This is a genomic window from Desulfopila sp. IMCC35008 (assembly GCF_010646885.2).
GTDB lineage: Bacteria > Desulfobacterota > Desulfobulbia > Desulfobulbales > Desulfocapsaceae > Desulfopila.
In genome coordinates this window covers 4,706,764-4,722,412 of record NZ_CP050700.1, presented here as the reverse complement: position 1 = coordinate 4,722,412, position 15,649 = coordinate 4,706,764, and the positions used below count along the sequence as shown (strand labels likewise).

Sequence of the window (15,649 nt, the reverse complement as noted above, 5' to 3'; positions counted from 1 at the left end):
TGATGTACCGTATGTGAGATGGGAAGGTGGTACTCAAATCCATCTGTTGAGGAGGAGTCGTCCGTATGACCAAGCCGACTGAAAAACCGTTATCCGATGACAAGATTCATGATCTGGTTGCCAAGGCGGATACGGGAGCACGAAATCCTGAGGGAGGTATATCGAAAAAGGTCCTGTTTTTTATTCCACTCGCCTGGACCCTTTTTCAATTGTGGTATGCATCTCCGCTACCCTTCATTTTTAATTTATTTGTCATTAATGACACCGAGGCTCGGGCGATTCATCTTGCCTTTGCCATGTTTCTATCCTACACGGCTTTTCCGACACTCAAATCGTCTCCAAAGGATCGGATTCCCATCCAGGATTGGGTGGTTGCCGGAATTGCCGCATTTTGTTCAGCCTATATATACATTTTTTATGCACAGTTAGCCGATCGTCCGGGCAACCCCATAATGATTGACCTGGTTGTTTCTGTTGCCGGTATTATCTTCCTGCTGGAAGCAACACGGCGAGCACTCGGACCTCCTCTGATGGTAGTTGCTTCAGTCTTTATCTTTTACACCTTCGCTGGTCCTTATATGCCGGATGTGATTGCCCATAAAGGGGCATCTATTGTAAAAGGTATGAGTCACTACTGGCTGACTACGGAAGGTGTCTTTGGTGTAGCCCTTGGTGTATCAACCGGCATGGTGTTTATGTTTGTCCTGTTCGGATCACTTCTGGAAACTGCAGGCGCAGGCAACTATTTTATCCGGGCGGCTTTTGCCGGACTCGGCCACATGCGTGGCGGGCCTGCCAAGGCGGCGGTTGTCTCTTCCGCTATGACCGGTTTGGTTTCAGGGTCCTCTATCGCCAACGTCGTGACCACCGGTACCTTCACTATTCCCCTTATGAAAAAGGTTGGATTTCCTGCAGAGAAGGCTGGTGCCGTTGAGGTTGCCTCTTCGACTAACGGCCAGCTTACTCCCCCGGTTATGGGTGCCGCGGCCTTCCTGATGGTTGAATATGTGGGGATTAGTTACATTGAGGTTATTAAACACGCTTTCTTACCAGCGATAATATCCTATATTGCTCTTGTCTATATTGTTCATCTTGAGGCTTGCAAAATGAACCTGGAGGGGTTGCCCAAAAGGCGTACCAAGACTCTGCCGCAATCGATAATCAGCTTTGTTTTTACAGTGCTGAGTCTCATCATTATTGGCGGAGTGACCTATTATGGCCTTGGCTGGATTAAGACGGTTTCCGGTGAGGCGACTATCTGGATCGTCTGTATACTGCTCTTTATCGCTTACGTCTCCCTGTTGTATGTGGCCTGCAAGGTTCCGGAACTGGAGTTAACCCAGGAGATAACCGAATTGCCGGAGCTTGGGTCCACCATTCAGGCTGGGCTCTACTTCCTGTTGCCGATCGTCGTGTTGATGTGGTGCCTGACTGTTGAGAGACTGTCACCTTCGTTGTCTGCTTTCTGGGCGACGGTTCTGCTTATTTTTATCGTTGTAACCCAGCGCCCGCTTAAAGGTCTTTTCAGGAGGGCTACTGGTGCTGATTTTTCAGTTAACAGGGGCTTCGAAGACCTGATCGAAGGTATGGTTGCCGGAGCCAGGAACATGATCGGTATTGGTGTTGCTACCGCTGCTGCGGGTCTTGTTGTCGGTACGGTTACATTAACGGGTATCGGTCTTGTCATGACCGAGTTCGTCGAGTTTATTTCCGGTGGTAATCTGATGCTGATACTGGTGTTTACTGCCGTTATCAGCCTGATTCTCGGAATGGGCTTGCCGACCACCGCAAACTATATCGTTGTTTCGACCCTTATGGCACCGGTTATTGTCAATCTTGGTGCCCAGAACGGTCTCATCGTACCTCTCATTGCCGTCCACCTTTTTGTCTTTTATTTTGGTATATTGGCAGATGATACTCCACCGGTAGGGCTAGCCGCCTTTGCTGCGGCAGGTATTTCGGGTGGCGACCCGATACGCACGGGTATACAAGGGTTTACCTATGATATCCGTACAGCAATTCTCCCCTTTATTTTTATTTTTAATACCGAACTGCTGATGATCGGTATTGGCAGTCCGCTTCACTTTGTGGTGGTGGTTTCGGCGTCTGTTGTGGCAATGCTGGTTTTTGCCGCAGGTACACAAGGGTATTTCCTCACCAAGTGCAAGCTCTGGGAAACTGCAGCGCTCCTGCTTGTAGCATTTACGTTGTTCAGGCCCGGTTTCTTCTGGGATAAGGTGTTCCCTGAATTTACTGAGACTTCACCTGTAAACCTGGTTCAGGTGGTAGAGAAGATGCCGGCTAAATCGCAGCTTGTCATGCGGGTGAAGGGTGAGTCGATAAGTGGAGATGAATATACTTCAACTGTTATGCTGAGTGTGGGCCCGGAGCCAACCGGTCTTGAGAAAATGGCCGCAATTGGTTTTGAGACACGCGAGGATGACGGTAAAATTATAGTTGATAATGTGGCATTTGGTAGTTTGGCTGAAAAAGCGACACTTGATTTCGATCAGGAGATTTTAAGCGTTCAGGAGCTGAACGATCGTCCGCCGAAGCAGTTGATGTTTCTTCCAGCTATGCTGTTACTTTCTTTAATCTGGTTTGGGCAGAAAAAGAGGGTGCAGAAGGAGCAAGCGGTTTAATCTGATATCTCGATTTTAAATCTGGAGCCGAACATGCGAAAAAAAATCCTCGTTCCCATTGCTTTTTCTGAATACTCGCAGGGAATTGTTAGTTACGCTGCATCCATCGCTGAGCCGATGGGAGCGGAAATGTTGATTGTAAATGTTATCAACGAGAGGGATCTTGAGGCCGTCGAGCGTATTTCATCGTTCGGGTACAAGGTGGATGGCGAGCACTATGTACACGTCATCCAGGAGGAACGGCGGGAGGTCTTAAAGGGACTGACCGATAAACTGACTTTGCCGGATGATCAGGTCTCATTTTCTTTTCTTGTGGGCGATCCTGCCAATGAACTTCTCAAGATGGTTGTTGAGGAAGAGATCGATATGGTGGTGATGGGTGTTAAGACAAAAGATATCCGCCATCTTTTTACCGGTTCGGTTGCCGAGAGACTGTTTCGTCGATGCCCGTGCACGGTAATTTCATATCGTGATACCAGGACGCGGGAAAGGTTGAAAAAGAGGGTCGTAAAAAACCTGCATCTTGAGAGAAAATAGCCTGCTGGGGCTAGCTTTCACAAAAAAAAAGCCGGTGAAGTTCTTCTTCACCGGCTCTTTTTTGTTCTATAGCTCTATAAGGTTAGTCCATCCAATTTTTGCGAATATCTTTTATTTGTTCGATCTTATCAAAGAATGCTTCTACGACCTTCGGATCGAAGTGGTTGCCAATTCCTTCGCGTATTATCGCCTGGCATTTTTCTTCGGGGAATGCTTTCTTATATGGTCGTTCACTGCCGAGGGCGTCATATACATCAATGACCGCAACAATCCTGCCAACCAGGGGAATGTCTTCGCCTGAAAGCTGGATAGGGTAGCCGTTTCCTTCCCACTTCTCGTGGTGACAAAGTGTAATAGCCATAGCCATTTCGAGCAGTGCCATCTCTTCACCGGATTGGGCCTTTTTGATGACCTGTTTGTAAAGATCTTCGTTACTTTGTTGTAAGGAAGAGTAATGTCTGAGAATGTCGCAGCCGATCTGGCAGTGTCCCTGCATGAGTGTCCATTCTTCACTGGTCAGTTTGCCGGGTTTTAGTAAGATAGTGTCTGAGATACCTATCTTGCCGATATCATGCAGTGGTGCTGCTTCTTTAAGGGAACGTGCGGCACTTTCTTCCATGCCCATTTCCTGGCCGATCAGCCCACACATCTCTCCGACCCTGATGACATGTCTGCCGGTTTCGTTATCTCTGTATTCCGAGGCCTTGCCAAGGCTGAAAAGCAGTTGGCGCTTGATCTCTTCCAGCTCCATCGTTCGCTTCTCAACCATTATCTCAAGGTTGTGCTGGTAGTTCCGGTTCTGGCGAACGAGCTCGGCTGATTCGAGGGCCTTGTCGATGGTGTTCTTGACCAGCGAGAAGGACTCTATCGGTTTAGTGATGAAATCGTGGGCACCAAGACGTAACGCATCGACAGCGAGGTCGACTGCATCAATACCTGAAACTATTACGATGGGCAGGTCCGGCCAGCGCTGGACTGCCTGTTTGATAAAACCGTGGCCGTCAAGCACCGGCATATTCAAATCCACGGTAACCAGATCAGCAGGCCATTGTTCGAGCATGAAGAGGCCATCCTGACCGTTCACTGCGGTCTTGGTTTCATAACCAAGGCTGTTGAGGAAGCTGGAGAGAAGGTCTCTCAGTTCGGGTTGGTCGTCTATAACAAGGATTTTATTGCCTATCACTATTTCCTGACTCCGTTCATGCTAGACCTGAATCCAGCGGGTACTAAGTAAAGTACAAGTTAGTATACCCCAGCTGTTTGTTGAAATTAAGGAAAAAATTCAAGAGAGTTGTTTTGCCTTGTTGTTGGTTGTTCCTGTAGTCTGGATGAAAGTGGTGTGTAACCGTGAAAACAGTAGGTACCATGACTCCAGTATGTCTTGAATCTCTTGTTTTTGCTTGGGAACTAAAGTAATCTTGCCATGGATTTTGTTTCACTTCAAGACTCTAAGGATGGAGTATGCCATGTTGAGTATTTTTCTTGTTACAGCCAGTTATCTTGTCGGTGCTGTACCGTTTGGTCTTTTGGTCGGTAAAATTGCCGGTGTGGATGTGCGCAATGCGGGCAGCAAGAATATTGGCGCCACCAACGTTAACAGGCTGCTTGGCAAGAAGTTTGGTAGTATCACACTCCTGTGTGACTGTTTGAAGGGATACCTGCCAATGCTCGTTGCTTCGTGGGCTGTCGGTGATAGTGCCGGTGGGAGTGTTGTCGTTTTGGGCTGTGGGGTGAGTGCCGTTGTTGGCCACATGTTCCCGATTTATTTAGGTTTTGATGGTGGGAAAGGGGTCGCAACAGGACTAGGTGTATTTCTCTTTCTCTCGCCGAGTGCCATCCTGATCAGTCTGGTGGTTTTTGTGGTAACAGTTGCAATCAGTGGATTTGTTTCCGCAGGCTCTCTTCTGGCCTCAGGTCTGATCCCGCTCTGGTTGTTTTTTCTCGATGCAACACCGGCAACTGTTACTACCGCCGCCATTGTGGCAGGTCTCATTTGGGTCAAACACCATGAAAACATTGGTCGCCTTTTGAAAGGGCAGGAAAAAAGCTGGAAAACAAAAAAGTAGCTTATTGCTTTTGACCTTCTTTTTCAGATTGCCCTGTTGTGCTGAAATTTTCTCGATATTCGTCTATAAGTTGTTTTCGCTCGGCTGGTGCCAAGGTAAAATAGACCGGGCTTTCCATGAGTATTCGTATTGCCTGTTCCTTTGTCATACTGCCTCCCGGATGGCGCTCTGCGTCCCACCCTTTCTTTTCGTATCGGTATTTTTCGTCCCACCCTTTACCTGATGAACACCCGTACTTAGTCTTTTTATTACGTATTCAAAAATACAAACAAAAAAAGGGGTGAATATGAGAGTAATAGAGGTGTCCTCTTTCGGTGATCCTGAGGTGATGCAGATACAGGACAGGGAAATTCCTGCTGCTTTACCAGGGACGGTTGTTGTTCGATTACATGCCATTGGGGTAAATCCGGTTGAGACATATATCCGGGCGGGGACGTACCCTGTTCTGCCTGACCTGCCTTATATTCCTGGGAGTAATGGTGCTGGCATTGTTCACGATATTGGTGAGGATGTTGATCTGTTCCGGCCTGGACAGCGAGTGTATGTCGCGGCCAGGTCAGGCACCTATGCGGAGTATTGCTGCTGTGCAGTACGTGATATACATCCCTTGCCTGATAATATCTCTTTTGAAGAAGGTGCCGCTCTCGGGGTACCTGCGGCAACCGCCTATCGTGCACTGTTTATGCGGGGCGCCGGACGAAAAGGGGAGAAGGTTCTCATTCACGGGGCAAGTGGTTCTGTAGGACTTTGTGCAATACAACTTGGCGTTGCGGCAGGGATGGAAATTGTTGGTACAGCTGGCAGCGACAAAGGAATGCGACTGGTCCGGGAACATGGGGCATATCCGATAACTCATAATGGACATACTATAAAACAACTGCATGAGGCCGCCCCGGACGGGTATGATCTTATCCTGGAGATGCTGGCAAATAAGAATCTTGAAACTGATCTTGAGGTTATTGCTCCACGTGGGCGCATTGTGATTATCGGGAGTCGGGGTCGTATTGAGATAGACCCCCGTGCAACTATGGGTCGGGAAGTTGATATTCGCGGTCTGGCCCTGGCAAACAGCACCCCTGGTGAATTGCAGCAGATCCATGAAGGGTTGTCCAAGGCGCTGGCTGCAGGATCCCTTAAACCAGTTATCAGTGAGACTATGAGGCTGGAAGAAGCTCCCCGGGCTCACCACAAAGTGATGGCACCGGGTAATTGCGGGAAGATTGTATTGATTCCGTAACCTTTAACTAATAGTGTTACGAGAAATAAGGTCTTTTTCAACGTGTTGAGATAATATGTTTTTTAGGAAATGGGGGGCTGGTGTCAGTGATTATAAATATGAAATCTGCGGTAGATACTGTTTTCCTTGTTTTTTTTTCAACATATTGAGAGAATGGAAGTGGATTATGATCTAATAATCTGACTTATCAAGTGTTATTTTTACCATCCTTGTTTGTAACACAGCAAACATTTAACAGGAGATCACGTATGAAGTGGTTAAAGCGATCAGGTTGTATTGTATTGGGGGGCGCCTACTTGCTTGCCGGAAGCCTTGTTCAGGGTGAAACATTGCCTGAAGCAGTGGGGGAAGTTATTCAATCAAATCCACAAATTCGAAGTCAGGCATATAACAGACTGGCACGGGATGAGGAAGTGACGCAGGCAAAGGCGGCGTATTGGCCAAAACTTGATTTTGTAGCCGGCGCCGGTGTTGAAGATATTCAGAAACCGGAAGATGAGGACTTTGATCCTGTTGAGCTTCGACTTAGTCTGAGGTGGAATTTATTTACTGGTTTCGCTACCATGAATGAGGTTGATCGGCAGAATGCACGAGTACGATCTGCAGCCTACAGGCTACAGGGGATCAGTGAGAATATCGCACTGGAGACAGCTCGTGTCTATCTGGATGTATTACGCCGGGAGGAGCTGAAAAATCTTGCCGAAGAGAACCTCCTGACACATTTGAGGATCTCAGACCAGATTAAACTGCGCAGTGATTCCGGTGTGGGAAGTCAGGCGGATGCAGAGCAGGTTGCCGGCCGTGTGTCGCTTGCCCAGTCAAATGTAGTGGTAACCGAAACCAATCTATTGGATGCTAAAACAAACTATCTTGCTGTTGTTGGGCATATGCCGGGTGACTTGATGAAGCCTGCGGAGCCTAAGGATATGATGCCTGCTTCCATTGATGAGGCGGAGAGCCAGGCTGTGGAGGGTCATCCCACCCTGAAGTCTGCAATGGCCGATCTGGAGGCACGTGAAGAGCAGAATGCGGTTGCAGAGAGCCCTTACTGGCCTAAAGTCGATCTGGAAGTAGACCAGAACTGGGATGAGGATGTCGATGGTGTAGAGGGTGAGCAGGAAAGTACCCTGGCAATGGTCAGGCTGCGTTACAATCTCTTTAATGGTTTCGGCGATGAGGCAAGAAGGGTCGAGACCAAGCAACTGGTTGAGGAGGCCCGGGAAATAAAGAACAATACCCACCGGCAGGTTATTGAGTCGGTTCGGCTATCCTGGATGGCCTACCAGTCTGTACTCGACAGGATCAAATATCTTGAAGACCATGTCGCTTCAAGTACGTCAACTTCTGAATCCTATGTCAAGCAGTTTGATCTCGGTAAGCGTACACTGCTTGATGTGCTTGATACTGAAGCGGAGGTTATCGAGGCAAAGAGGGATCTGATTGAGGCGACCTATGATGGTCTTTTCAGTCAGTACCGGATTCTCGGAGGAATGGGGAAACTGGTTATGTCTCTTGATCAGCAATGGCCGGAAGAAAGTGTTGTTGAAAATGAGAATGAGGAACGTGAAGAGGAGACTACCGGCTCCTGATAACGTTTTATTGTTCAAAACAAAGAGCCGACGACACCTTTCCAGGTGTCGTCGGCTCTTTTTTTGAATATCTGGCGGAGTTACGATATAGTTCTGCATGGTGCGATCATTCACTAAAAAATCATTTTTCCGCAGGATAACCTTTTTCCTGCTGTGTTGTTTTTGTCTGACCGCGGTTGCGGAGACCAAGCGCCCTTTTACTCTTTCTCCCAAGCTCATTACCGCTGTTGAGAAAAAGTATGGTGAATATGCCAAGCGCCGCCTGCTCTCCTGGCAGAAATTAATCCGTGATGAAGCAAAGGGAACCGACGATGAGTTGCTGGAAAAGGTAAATGTATTTTTTAACCGGATGGAGTTTATTGACGATATCATCCATTGGCAGAAGAAAGATTACTGGGCAACCCCGGTTGAATTCCTCATGACCGGCGGCGGTGATTGTGAAGATTTTTCTCTGGCAAAATACTTCACCTTGAAGGCTATGGGAATTGACGAGGAAAAACTCAATCTCACCTATGTCAAGGCGGTCCGGTTGAATCAGGCGCATATGGTTCTGACGTATCACCGAACACCGGAGGCCGAGCCCCTGGTCCTGGACAACCTGATAGCTGATATACGTCCGGCCTCCAAACGAAATGATTTGCTGCCCGTATACAGTTTTAACGGTACCGGCTTATGGCTCGCCAAAGCGCGTGGCAGGGGACAGAAGGTTGGCGGAAGTGATAGGCTGAAACGGTGGCGCGAACTGCTGGCGCGTATGCCGGAAGGGTTATAAGTACACGAGGATGGAATAATGACACTCTATAGACAACTGCTGTTTTCCACATTGGTTCTCTTTGGGCTGCTTTTCGGAGTGGTCTGGTTTGAGAAGCTGCAGTCGACACGCACATTTCTGGTTAACCAACTCGAATCACATGCCCAGGATACAGCCACCTCGCTGGGGCTTTCCCTTTCACCAGCAATGCAGGCAAACGATATTCCTACAGCGGAGACCATGATCAATGCAGTTTTTGACCGTGGTTATTACCGGGTCATCCGGTTAGAAAAAATGGATGGTACAATCCTGGTTGAGAAAATGCTGGAGGTCAAGAGCAGTGGGGTTCCCGGGTGGTTTGTTCAGCTGGTTCCTTTGGAGACACCGGTTTCTGAGTCTTTGGTTATGGCAGGATGGAAACAGGCAGGGCGTCTCTTTGTCGACGCCCATCCTGGATATGCGTATACAACATTGTGGCGGACAGTGGTGCAGATTTCCATCTATTTCCTGTTGACGGGCGCGGCTGTTCTGATGGTTGGAGGTGCTGTTCTCAGCCTGCTGCTCAGGCCGCTTAAACGAGTGGAACAGCAGGCTGAAGCCATTTGTCGGCGTGAGTATCGATTACAGGAGAAATTGCCAAAAACCAGGGAGCTAAGGCAAGTTGTCGAGTCGATGAACCGGATGGTGGGTAAGGTCCGGGAGATGTTCCGTGAACAGTCGCAGCTGGCGGAAAGTCTACGGGCCAATGCGTACATTGATCAACTGACAGGACTTGGAAACAGAAGATACATTACCGGACAGGTCGATGCAGGTCTGGATGTAACCGAGGGTACCGGCAAAGGGGCATTATTACTGCTCCAGGTGAATGATTTGCAACAGATAAATGATGAGCGCGGCTATATAGACGGTGACGAATTGCTTAAACGAGTGGCTGCCGTTGTAAAAAAGGAGGCGGAGGGGGTTGGCAATGCAGCACTTGCCCGATTGACGGGTGGTTCTTTTGTAGTGTACCTGCCGGAAATAAATCCCGACGATGTAGATGATCTGGCGGAACGCCTCAGTACGATGATGGCGCGACTTGCAGTGGAAGATGTGGGTTGTTCTGAAAATATTGCACATATTGGCGGGGTTGTCTACGGTGTCCGCACGACGACCTCAAAACTGTTGGCTGAAGCGGACAATGCCCTCCGGATGGCCCAACAGCAGGGGCCAAACCGTTGGGTTGTCAGTAGCCTCTTTGATGAAGACACAAGTCAGGTAAAGGGTCGGAGTTGGTGGAAGGAGACCCTAGAGCAGGTACTGGATAGAAAGGGTATCATTTTGTATTCCCAGGATATCGTGAGCAGTTCAGATACGAGTACTCTTCTGCATGTTGAGATTTTATCTCGGATCGCTCTTGCACCTGGTGAAATAGTCAGTGCGGGGGTCTTTGTGCCGCTGGCCGAACGTCTTAAGATGATTTCACGGCTGGATCGTATTGTACTCGAAAAGGTTTTTCTCCTTTCGGGAAACCAGACCGAGGCGGAGTCCATTGCGGTGAATGTCAGCCCTTCGTCGCTGAACGATCCCGGGTTTTATGCGTGGGTGATGGATAATTTGCGTGATCTGCCTTCGGAGGGTCCTCGGTTCATTTTTGAGTTTGCAGAGTTTAGTGCTGTCCTGTACATGGATGTGATGCGTCGCTTTTCGGCCGATATTCGAAAGCATGGTCATCACATCGGTCTTGATCATTTCGGTCGGAGTTTTTCCAATTTCGGTTATCTCAAATCGTTACAGCCTGAATATGTAAAGATTGACAGAGCGTATACTACAGAGTTGAAACAGGCGCATGGCGGTGACAGTCACTTCTTTATCGGTGCTCTCTGCGGGGTGGCGCACAGCCTGGATATCCGCGTCGTTGCAGAAGGAGTGGAAACCGAGGAGCAGGCAGAGATGTTCAGGGAACTGAATGTTGATGCGCTACAGGGATTCCTGATCTCGAGACCGCACCGGTTGCAATAGAGAAGCAACGGAGAAGGTGGCTAAAGGATGTCGTCCACCATGAGCTGAATTTCATCCCGCATTTTTTGCCTGATGCGTTTCCTGTCCCCTATTTTCTTGCGGGCATCTTCCGGCAGATCGGTAAAACGGATAATGTTCTTATCCACTAACACATCGATAAGATCGTCCAGAACACGGACGATCCTGGTGTCCATCAGGGTGAGCAGGGTCTGGTATGAGGCGATGTCCCCTGATTGGCTTAAAAAAGCAACAAGCTCATCGTCGGTTAGCTGATCTTGTCCAGGCTCAACGGGGCTGGTACGTATGGCTGTTATTTCTCCTTGTTCGTTACGTTCGGCATACAGCATATTTTCACCTTTTGGGATTGTCTGCTTTCATTTGTCTTTGCAGTACCTATTGTTACATAATATAGAACCTGATTTTCATGTAGCCCTTGCATTGACTTCGTTCTCAATATTATGATTTACTGTATTATAAGTACTGTCAGATAGATAGAGAAGATCACGATCTCCAGGCAGGGAAACGGTAGCTTCTTCGGATATTGTAATACTATTTGTTTATGAAAACAAAGATCACGACTAAAAATAAGGACAACTGGAAACTCAGCGGCGACAGTGATGTCATTGATGACCCGTTAACTGATTGCCTGGTAATACTGGCAAAAATTCAAGATAGACCGGTTTCCAGGACCACTGTTCGGGCCGGTTTGCCTCTTGTCAACAACCGGCTCACGGTCAAGTTGTTTTCCCGTGCGGCTTTGCGGGCAGGGCTGATATCGCGTGTGTTGCAGCGACCACTTTCCAGGATGAATAATCTGGAGCTGCCATGCATCCTGCTGTTACAGGAAAATCGTGCGGTGGTCCTGACAAAGGTAGATAAGGTAAACAAAACAGCGACTATACTTCTGCCGGAAGCGGATGGTGCACGTGAAGTTGTGGATTTGGAGGAACTTTCTCCGGAATACACCGGTTATGCCATCTTTGCTCATCCCGAGTATAGAAAAGAAGAACAGAGTGCGTCGGAGATGGCGGGCCGGAAAAAGCACTGGTTTTGGGGGACGCTTTTTAGTTCGTGGCGAATCTACCGGGACGTGCTGCTTGCCTCCTTTCTGATAAATGTTTTTGGCTTGCTGACGCCTTTTTTTATCCTCAACGTTTATGACAGGGTTATCCCGAATAACGCTTTTGAGACGTTGTGGGTCTTGGCGATAGGTATCGGTATCGTCTATATCTTCTCGCTTCTTATGCGTGGGCTGCGCGGCTATTTTATTGATGAGGCGGGTAAAAAGGCAAGTCTTGAGATATCGTCGGTGATTTTTGAAAAGGTCCTGGGCCTCAAGATGTCCTCGCGCCCTGATTCCATCGGATCGTTTGCCAATAAAATCCAGCAATTCGACAGTGTACGTGACTTTATTACGTCACTCTCCATTACAGCGTTGGTAGACCTGCCTTTTGTATTTCTCGGTCTCTTTGCCATCTGGTATCTGGCAGGAAACGTAGTGGTCATACATGTTTCAGCCATTGTTATTCTGCTTGTTTATGCGCTGTTTATCCAGATGCCCCTCAAAAAATCGGTTGAAGAGACATTTCATGCCTCTGCTCGAAAAAATGCGGTATTGGTTGAGGGGCTTAATGGTTTGGAAACACTTAAAATACTAGGTGCTGAAAGTAAGATTCAGAATACCTGGGAAGAGGCTGTTGGCCATATCTCGACCCATAGCGCCCGGTCCCGTTTTCTCTCCACTTCGGTTAATCATCTGGCCAATTTCGTCCAGAGCCTTACGGTTGTGGCGGTTGTTATTGCCGGAGTGTATGTGATCTCGAAAGGGGAGATGTCCCAGGGTGGGTTGATAGCTATCGTGATTCTTACCCGGCAGGCTATTGCCCCGATTGCCCAGGTAGTTGGGCTGACCACCCGTTATCATCGGGCTAAGACAGCTCTCGAGACCCTGCAGCAGGTGATGGAAATGCCGGTTGAGCGCCCCCTGAACAAAACATTCCTGCACCGTTCAGAACTAAAGGGAGCAATAGAGTTTAAGGATGTTTGCTTCACCTATCCGGATCAGAACGTAAAAGCCTTAAAGGATGTATCGTTGACTATTGGGCCGGGAGAGAGAGTGGGTATTATCGGCACTGTCGGTTCGGGTAAAACCACTATGGGCAAGATGATGCTTGGCCTGTATGAACCGGAGAGTGGAATTGTGGCGATAGATGGAACGGATATTCACCAGATCGATCCTGGAGAACTGCGCCGGTTTATCGGCTGTGTACCTCAGGATGTAACTCTTTTCAGGGGGAGTGTGCGGGACAATATTGTACTTGGTTGCGATTTGGCCCGGGATGCTGATATACTTCGTGCGGCAGAGCTTTCCGGGGTTTCGGAGATTATAAAACGACACCCCATGGGTTTTGACATGCCGGTGGGAGAGCAGGGGAGGGTCCTCTCCGGCGGACAGCGGCAGATCGTGGCTATGGCCCGGGCATTGCTCCTGGATCCCCAGGTCATGATTCTGGATGAACCATCCAGCCATATGGACGCCAAGACCGAAGGGATGTTGCGAGGAAAACTCAGTGAGATACTGCCAGGTAAAACCCTGGTGCTGATCACTCACCGGGCATCGCTTTTAGCCATGGTTGAAAGAGTAATTGTGCTGGATCAGGGAGTTGTCCGTGCCGACGGACCTAAAGAACATATTCTCGAAGCCCTGAAAAACGGGCAGCTTAATATATAACGGGTAGAAACGTGACCGAAAAAAAGAATCAACCACCTGCAGCGCCTAAAGTTACCAGCGAGAATAAGTCGACGCAGCTCTATGCCCACGCCAGGGAGGTGAGGGATCCTGATTTAATCTCAGATGTGCGGACAACTATCCTGATTCAGTCTCCCAAGGGAGGCCGGGCCATCGTCTGGTTGACCTTGCTGTTGTTTATTCTCGTGGTGGCCTGGATGTATACCTCCGAGATTGAGGAAGTAACAAGAGGCATGGGGAAAGTGATCCCGTCGAGCCAGATTCAGGTGGTGCAGAACCTTGAGGGTGGAATACTCGAGGAACTTCATGTGCGGGTCGGCGATATTGTAAAAAAAGGGCAGCTGTTGATGCGGCTGGATGAGACCAGGTTCTCTGCCCCGTATCAGGAATCGAGACTCAAATATCTGGCTTTACAGGCCAGGGCTGCACGTCTTCGTGCGGAGACAGCAGGCAAGGAAATGGAGATTCCCAAGCTCATTTTTGAAAAAAGACCCGAAATTGCCTCACGGGAAATCCAGCTCTATCTTTCTCGTAAGGGGGAGCTTGACGCCACTATTGATGTGCTTGAGGAGCAGGTAATACAGCGGAAACAGGAGCTTACTGAACTAAAAGAAGAAAACCGGGAGTTGAACAGGACATACAGGCTGCTCAAGAGGGAAATTGACCTTACCAAGCCACTGGTGGAGCAGGGGGCAGTCTCCGAAGTTGAGGTGCTGCGTCTTGAGCGGGAAGCGTCTTCCATGCTCGGGGATATTGCGGCAACCAGGCTGGCTATTCCGAGGGTCGAATCAAAACTGAACGAGGCAAAGAAGGTTATCCGCGAGGAGCGGTTAAAGTTCACCAACGCTGCCAAGAGAGAATTGAATGAAGTGGAGGTTGAACTGGAGGCGATGTCTGCAGTGGAGACGGCGTTAGCCGACAGGCTGGATAGAACTGCGGTTCGATCACCAGTATATGGCACGGTCAAACAGGTGTTGGTCAATACGGTGGGAGGCGTAGTGCAGCCAGGTATGAATCTTGTCGAAATTGTGCCGCTGGAAGATACCCTGCTGGTGGAAACACAGATCAAACCTTCTGATATCGCGTTCTTGAGACCCAAGCAAAAGGCCATGGTCAAGTTCACTGCCTATGACTTTACCATCTACGGCGGGTTGGAAGCCGAACTTGAGCAGATCAGTGCCGACTCTATTGCAGACGAGAAGGGGAACAGTTTTTATATTGTCAGGGTCAGGACAAACAAGAATTTTTTGGATGGCAAGGATGGCCCGATGCCGATCATCCCTGGAATGGTCACAACCGTCGACATCCTCACCGGCAAAAAAACAATCTTGTCGTATCTCTTAAAGCCCGTCCTGCGGGCCAGACATATGGCACTTCGTGAGAGATGAGATATGGCAATTCTGTTATGTAGTAGAAACGATACGGTTCGAAATAAGTGGTTTGAGGCCCTCCATCCGGATTGGCAGGTCCACCAGGCTGACTCTGTGGAGCAGATGTACTCGGTTCTGAAACAGTTTCGGGTTGAGATGATCCTCATCCATCGTAACATGATAGATATGGGGCAGCTCAAAGAATTGGCGGGACGTGTCGCTGGCGTGAAGTTGTTTGTGCTGGCAGATCGGCCGGATGATCAGGAGGGGGCCGGCTGTCTTTACCTTGGCTGCGTGGGGTATGCAAATACGTATATTGCGAAACCCCGCCTGCGGGCAGCAGTCGAAGCGGTGGAATCGGGTCTGGCGTGGGTGGGCAGTTCACTGATGCAGTACTTGATAAAAAGTGTTCCTGCCGGAGCAGGGAAGGTGGGAGAAGGTGGAGAGGATATTCAGGACAACCAGGCATTGTCCGGGCTCTCCAAGAGGGAGTATCAGATTGCTGTACTTATCGCGGATGGGCTTTCTAATGGTGAAATAGCGGCTCAGTTAGAAATTACCGAGAGAACCGTGAAATCACACTTAAGTTCTATTTACAGTAAAACTCAGACAAAAGGGCGGCTGAATCTGGCGTTGTTAATGAGAAAGGGAACTGGATAGTACACTGCAAAAGCTCATATAGAATCAGAACGAGCCGTTCCGGGATC

At 48.9% G+C, this 15,649-nt stretch carries 13 protein-coding genes; 10 read left to right on the top strand and 3 right to left on the bottom strand.

Annotation, left to right across the window (positions count from 1 at the left end; translation table 11 throughout):
• Nucleotides 1–65 precede the first annotated feature (65 nt).
• Nucleotides 66–2,642: a TRAP transporter permease gene (locus tag GA520_RS20310; protein ID WP_163337413.1), complete on the top strand. Its 2,577-nt coding sequence runs from the start codon at nucleotides 66–68 to the stop codon at nucleotides 2,640–2,642.
• A gap of 33 nt (nucleotides 2,643–2,675) precedes the next feature.
• Nucleotides 2,676–3,179, top strand: a complete 504-nt coding sequence (locus GA520_RS20305; RefSeq protein WP_163337412.1) for a universal stress protein — start codon at nucleotides 2,676–2,678, stop codon at nucleotides 3,177–3,179.
• Nucleotides 3,180–3,261: 82 nt separating this feature from the next.
• Here the strand turns inward: GA520_RS20305 and GA520_RS20300 are convergent, their stop codons facing one another.
• Complete coding sequence (locus GA520_RS20300) at nucleotides 3,262–4,362, bottom strand: HD domain-containing phosphohydrolase (RefSeq protein WP_205749233.1); 1,101 nt, start codon at nucleotides 4,360–4,362, stop codon at nucleotides 3,262–3,264.
• A 283-nt stretch (nucleotides 4,363–4,645) separates the two neighbouring features.
• On the opposite strand from GA520_RS20300, the gene plsY reads away from it, so the two are divergent.
• The gene (gene plsY / locus GA520_RS20295; RefSeq protein ID WP_205749232.1) at nucleotides 4,646–5,245 is read left to right on the top strand and encodes a glycerol-3-phosphate 1-O-acyltransferase PlsY; all 600 of its coding nucleotides are present in this window, start codon (nucleotides 4,646–4,648) and stop codon (nucleotides 5,243–5,245) included.
• A 1-nt stretch (nucleotide 5,246) separates the two neighbouring features.
• Here plsY and GA520_RS20290 read toward each other — a convergent pair whose 3' ends face one another.
• On the bottom strand, nucleotides 5,247–5,393 hold the full coding sequence (locus GA520_RS20290; RefSeq protein ID WP_167528812.1) for a hypothetical protein: 147 nt from the start codon (nucleotides 5,391–5,393) through the stop codon (nucleotides 5,247–5,249).
• A gap of 138 nt (nucleotides 5,394–5,531) precedes the next feature.
• Between GA520_RS20290 and GA520_RS20285 the strand changes: the two genes are divergently transcribed.
• From GA520_RS20285 to GA520_RS20270, 4 genes are all read left to right on the top strand, one after another.
• Nucleotides 5,532–6,482: an NADPH:quinone reductase gene (locus tag GA520_RS20285; RefSeq protein ID WP_163337411.1), complete on the top strand. Its 951-nt coding sequence runs from the start codon at nucleotides 5,532–5,534 to the stop codon at nucleotides 6,480–6,482.
• Nucleotides 6,483–6,730: 248 nt separating this feature from the next.
• Nucleotides 6,731–8,071, top strand: a complete 1,341-nt coding sequence (locus tag GA520_RS20280) for a TolC family outer membrane protein (protein ID WP_163337410.1) — start codon at nucleotides 6,731–6,733, stop codon at nucleotides 8,069–8,071.
• A gap of 97 nt (nucleotides 8,072–8,168) precedes the next feature.
• Nucleotides 8,169–8,843 (top strand): transglutaminase-like cysteine peptidase, encoded by a 675-nt coding sequence (locus GA520_RS20275; protein WP_163337409.1) that lies wholly within the window; start codon nucleotides 8,169–8,171, stop codon nucleotides 8,841–8,843.
• 18 nt (nucleotides 8,844–8,861) lie between these two features.
• Nucleotides 8,862–10,823 carry an EAL domain-containing protein gene (locus GA520_RS20270; protein ID WP_163337408.1) on the top strand — a complete coding sequence of 654 codons (1,962 nt, stop codon included), beginning with the start codon at nucleotides 8,862–8,864 and terminating at the stop codon, nucleotides 10,821–10,823.
• Nucleotides 10,824–10,843: 20 nt separating this feature from the next.
• On the opposite strand, the gene GA520_RS20265 is transcribed toward GA520_RS20270, so the two are convergent.
• Nucleotides 10,844–11,170 (bottom strand): hypothetical protein, encoded by a 327-nt coding sequence (locus GA520_RS20265; protein WP_163337407.1) that lies wholly within the window; start codon nucleotides 11,168–11,170, stop codon nucleotides 10,844–10,846.
• Nucleotides 11,171–11,382: 212 nt separating this feature from the next.
• On the opposite strand from GA520_RS20265, the gene GA520_RS20260 reads away from it, so the two are divergent.
• From GA520_RS20260 to GA520_RS20250, 3 genes are read left to right on the top strand one after another with little or no spacing between them, the layout of a single operon-like run.
• Entirely contained in the window at nucleotides 11,383–13,554 is a 2,172-nt protein-coding gene (locus GA520_RS20260; RefSeq protein ID WP_163337406.1) for a type I secretion system permease/ATPase, read from the top strand.
• Nucleotides 13,555–13,565: 11 nt separating this feature from the next.
• The gene (locus GA520_RS20255; RefSeq protein WP_163337405.1) at nucleotides 13,566–14,960 is read left to right on the top strand and encodes an HlyD family type I secretion periplasmic adaptor subunit; all 1,395 of its coding nucleotides are present in this window, start codon (nucleotides 13,566–13,568) and stop codon (nucleotides 14,958–14,960) included.
• Nucleotides 14,961–14,963: 3 nt separating this feature from the next.
• Nucleotides 14,964–15,602, top strand: coding sequence for a response regulator transcription factor (locus GA520_RS20250; RefSeq protein ID WP_163337404.1), 639 nt, complete (start codon nucleotides 14,964–14,966; stop codon nucleotides 15,600–15,602).
• Nucleotides 15,603–15,649: the final 47 nt, after the last annotated feature.